The 3,724-nt window shown below is 68.8% G+C and carries 4 protein-coding genes and 1 tRNA gene; 4 read left to right on the top strand and 1 reads right to left on the bottom strand.

Going from position 1 to position 3,724, the window contains the following annotated elements:
* Both RT567_RS14855 and RT567_RS14850 read left to right on the top strand, forming a co-directional pair.
* Window positions 1-935: fumarylacetoacetate hydrolase family protein (locus tag RT567_RS14855; RefSeq protein ID WP_313577024.1), on the top strand; the 935-nt coding region annotated here is incomplete at its 5' end.
* Between the two features lie 91 nt (window positions 936-1,026).
* Window positions 1,027-1,111: transfer RNA gene (locus RT567_RS14850), tRNA-Leu, on the top strand.
* Between the two features lie 7 nt (window positions 1,112-1,118).
* Here RT567_RS14850 and RT567_RS14845 read toward each other — a convergent pair.
* Complete coding sequence (locus RT567_RS14845; protein WP_313577023.1) at window positions 1,119-1,340, bottom strand: hypothetical protein; 222 nt, start codon at window positions 1,338-1,340, stop codon at window positions 1,119-1,121.
* Between the two features lie 153 nt (window positions 1,341-1,493).
* On the opposite strand from RT567_RS14845, the gene RT567_RS14840 reads away from it, so the two are divergent.
* Together RT567_RS14840 and RT567_RS14835 are read left to right on the top strand one after the other, a co-directional pair.
* Complete coding sequence (locus RT567_RS14840) at window positions 1,494-2,048, top strand: helix-turn-helix domain-containing protein (protein ID WP_313577022.1); 555 nt, start codon at window positions 1,494-1,496, stop codon at window positions 2,046-2,048.
* Window positions 2,045-3,724: MFS transporter (locus RT567_RS14835; protein ID WP_313577021.1), on the top strand; the 1,680-nt coding region annotated here is incomplete at its 3' end. The genes RT567_RS14840 and RT567_RS14835, both read left to right, overlap by 4 nt.

Genomic DNA, 3,724 nt, shown 5'->3' with positions numbered 1-3,724 from the left:
CGGACGCCTTCCTGATCGCGCCGACGCTGCAGGCGGCGCTGGATGACTGGGAGCGGTGCGAGGCGCTGCTGCGCGCCCTGGCCGAAAGCCTGGAGCACGAAGGCGTGCCGCGCGGCCGCTTCCACGAGCGCGACGCCGCCGCCCCCCTGCCGCGCGCCTATCAGTGGGCCGACGGTTCGGCCTATGTGAACCACGTCGAGCTGGTGCGCCGTGCGCGCGGCGCCGAGATGCCGCAGAGCTTCTGGACCGACCCGCTGATGTATCAGGGCGGCTCCGACGGCTTCCTGTCGCCGCGCGACGCCATCCCGCTGAAGGACGAGGCCTGGGGCTGCGACCTGGAGGCCGAGATCGTGGTCGTCACCGGCGACGTCTCCCTGGGCGCGACGCGCGAGGAGGCCCTGGCGGCGATCCGCCTGGTCGGCCTGGTCAACGACGTCAGCCTGCGCAACCTGATCCCGGCCGAACTGTCCAAGGGCTTCGGTTTCGTCCAGTCCAAGCCGGCCAGCGCCCTGTCGCCGGTCTTCGTCACGCCTGATGCACTCGGCGATCGCTGGACGGACGGCAAGCTGTCGGGCGCCCTGCTGGTTCAGGTCAACGGCCAGGACTTCGGCAAGGCCGACGCGGGCGTCGACATGACCTTCGACTTCGGCACCCTGATCGCCCACCTGGCCAAGACCCGCGCCCTGGGCGCCGGGACGGTCATCGGCTCGGGCACGGTGTCGAACAAGGACGCCGACGGCGGCCCCGGCAAGCCGGTGTCCGAAGGCGGCCTGGGCTACAGCTGCATCGCCGAGATCCGCACGGTCGAGACCATCCAGACCGGCGCGGCCAAGACCCCCTTCCTCAAGCACGGCGACACCGTCCGCATCGAGATGCTGGACGACAAGCACCACACCCTGTTCGGCGCCATCGAACAGACGGTGGCGGCGGTCTGAGCCGTCTGACGTAAAAACTGGCGGCGGCTGCGCTTCATCGATTGACGCGACCTCAGTCGCCGCTAGATTGCGCCGCCTTGAGCCAGGCCGTGCCGGTGTGGTGGAATTGGTAGACGCGCCGGATTCAAAATCCGGTTCCGCAAGGAGTGTCGGTTCGAGTCCGACCACCGGCACCATGGCCTTCTAGGGGATTGGAGCGTGGCTCTCCCCGGACCTGACCTCTGTCGCCGCCGTATCCTGCGAACGCGCCGCCGCGACGTGTGCGCCGCCGACCAAGCCGTCGCTCTCGACGCAGAAGGGGTTCATCTGCCCTTCCCAGCCGCCGTTGAGCGAGCAGGAGTAGCAGCCTGACAGCGTCACGCTGACGCCGATGACCGCCAGAACCTTCCAGATACGATGCGGCATCCTCATCCTCCATCCCTGCGGCCCCATGTAGCACGGCGATGCGCCCTTGCGGGCCGTCGCGGCGCAGCTTGCGCACGTCTTGCGCATTCAAGAGACGAATGCCTCTTGAACAACCGGACACAAGTGTCCACTTAGCGCCTCATGACCCGCCCCTTGCGACAAGACGCCGCGGAACGACGCGAAAGGCTGCTGAAGGCGGCCGAGGAGGCCTTTGCGCGCGACGGGTTGGACGTGCCCCTGCACCTGATCGCCGAAAAGGCCGGGGTGGGGCGGGCGACGCTGTATCGAAACTTCGCCGATCGGTCGGCGCTGGTGCTGGCGATCTTCGTCGAGCAAATCGAGGATCTGGGCCGGCGCACGCGCGCGCGACTGGATGATCCCGACGCCTTTCTGTGGTTCCTGGAGCAGCTGGTCGCCCTGATGATGACCAGCGCCGGCCTGTCCGCGCTCATCCGCGACCTGAAGGTCGAGGCCATGGAGCCTGTGCGCCAGGGCGTGCGCGAAGCCGGGGCCGAGGCCCTGGCCGTGTCCCAGGCGGCGGGGCGGGTGCGGCCCGACCTGACGGTCGAGGACATTCGCGTCCTGGCCCTGATGCTAGGCGCGCCGTCGCGGGCGGTCGTCTCGCCCGAGGACCGTATCGCCCTCAGCCGCCGCTCGCTGGAGCTGGCGCTGGACATGGTGCGCCCGCAAGGCGGGCCCCGCGCATGAGCCGCCGTCACTGGGATCTGCCGTGGGAAGAATTCTTCGCCACGCTGAAGCCGCACGAGCGGCCGGTCATGCCCGGCTCGCCGTCGACGCCCGACCACACCATGCCGTGGCGTCTGGCCTATGGGCTGGTGGGCGCCCTGGTGACGTTGACCGGCAGCCTGGGCAATGCGGCGGTGACGGCCAATCAGCCGCAGTTGGCGGGATCGCTGGGCGTGACCCTGGCCGAGGCCGCCTGGCTTCCGGTCATCTTCGTCATGACCAACGCCAGCATGAACCTGCTGCTGGTCAAATTCCGCATCCAGTACGGCCTGCGGCTGTTCGCTGAGATCGTGCTGGTCGTCTTCCTGGCCGCCGCCCTGGCTCACCTGTTCCTGCAGGACTTCGTCTCGACCCTGGTGGTGCGGGCCGTCGCCGGGGTCGCGGCGGCGGGCATGACGACCCTGGGCATTCTCTACATCATCCAGGCCTTTCCAGCGCAGCACCGGCTGAAAAGCATCATCCTGGGCGTCGGCCTGTCCAGCCTGGCCATCCCCGCCGCGCGGCTGGGCGTCACCACCTTGCTGGACCGCGACCTGTGGCGGGCCTTCTACATGTTCGAGGTGGGGCTGGTGCTGGTGACGCTGGCCGCCGTTTTCGCCCTGAAGATGCCGCCCGCCCAGCGCATCAAGAGCTTCGAGCCGCAGGACTTCATCACCTTCGCCCTGTTCGCGCCGGGCATGGCGCTGCTCAGCGCCGTGCTGGGGCTGGGACGGATCGTCTGGTGGCTGGAGGCGCCGTGGGTCGGCTGGGCCCTGGCCGCCGCCGTCCTATTGCTGTCGGCCGCCGCCATCCATGAGTACAACCGCGCCAACCCCCTGATCGACCTGCGCTGGCTGGCCGGGCGCGACATCGTGCGGCTGATGCTGGCCATCCTGCTGGTGCGGATCGTGCTGTCGGAGCAGACCACCGGCGCCGTCGGCTTCCTTCAGCAGATGGGACTGGGCAACGACCAGATGCACGGCCTGTTCTGGGTCATGCTGGCGGCCACGGCGGCCGGATCGCTGGTCAGCGCCTTCACCCTGAACCCGGCCAAGCTGTGGAAGCCGATCTCCATCGCCCTGGGCCTCATCGCCCTGGGCGCTTATCTGGACAGCCACGCCACCGTACTGACGCGGCCGGGCGAACTCTATGTCAGCCAGGCCTTGCTGGCCTTCGCCGCCGCCTTCTTCATCGGGCCGACGATGATCATCGGCTTCGGCAAGGTGCTGCAGGGCGGCGGCAAGAGCTTCATCAGCTTCATCATCTTCTTCTCCCTGTGTCAGAACGTCGGCGGACTGATGGGCTCGGCCCTGATCGGCACCGTCCAGACCCTGCGTGAGAAGTTCCACTCCAGCCAGCTGGCCGAAAGCATCAATCTGGGCGACCCGGAGACGGTGCAGCGCCTGCAGCAACTGGGCGGCGCCTACGCCCACGTCATCGACGACCCGGCGTTGCGTCAGGGCGCGGCCCTGCGCCTGCTGCACCAGCAGGTCAGCCAGCAGGCCCAGGTGCTGGCCTACAACGACGTCTTCCTGATGATCTCTGTCGTCGCCGCTGTCGGCGCCGTCTGGGTCGCCGTCAACCACTACCGCCCCCGCATCGAAGCGCTGTGCCTGCGCCGCCGCGACGCCGCCGCGTCGCGCCAGGCGACCACGCCC

Origin of the sequence: Brevundimonas sp. (assembly GCF_032107865.1) — a bacterium.
Taxonomy (GTDB): domain Bacteria; phylum Pseudomonadota; class Alphaproteobacteria; order Caulobacterales; family Caulobacteraceae; genus Brevundimonas.
This window is presented reverse-complemented; position numbering and strand designations above follow the sequence as displayed.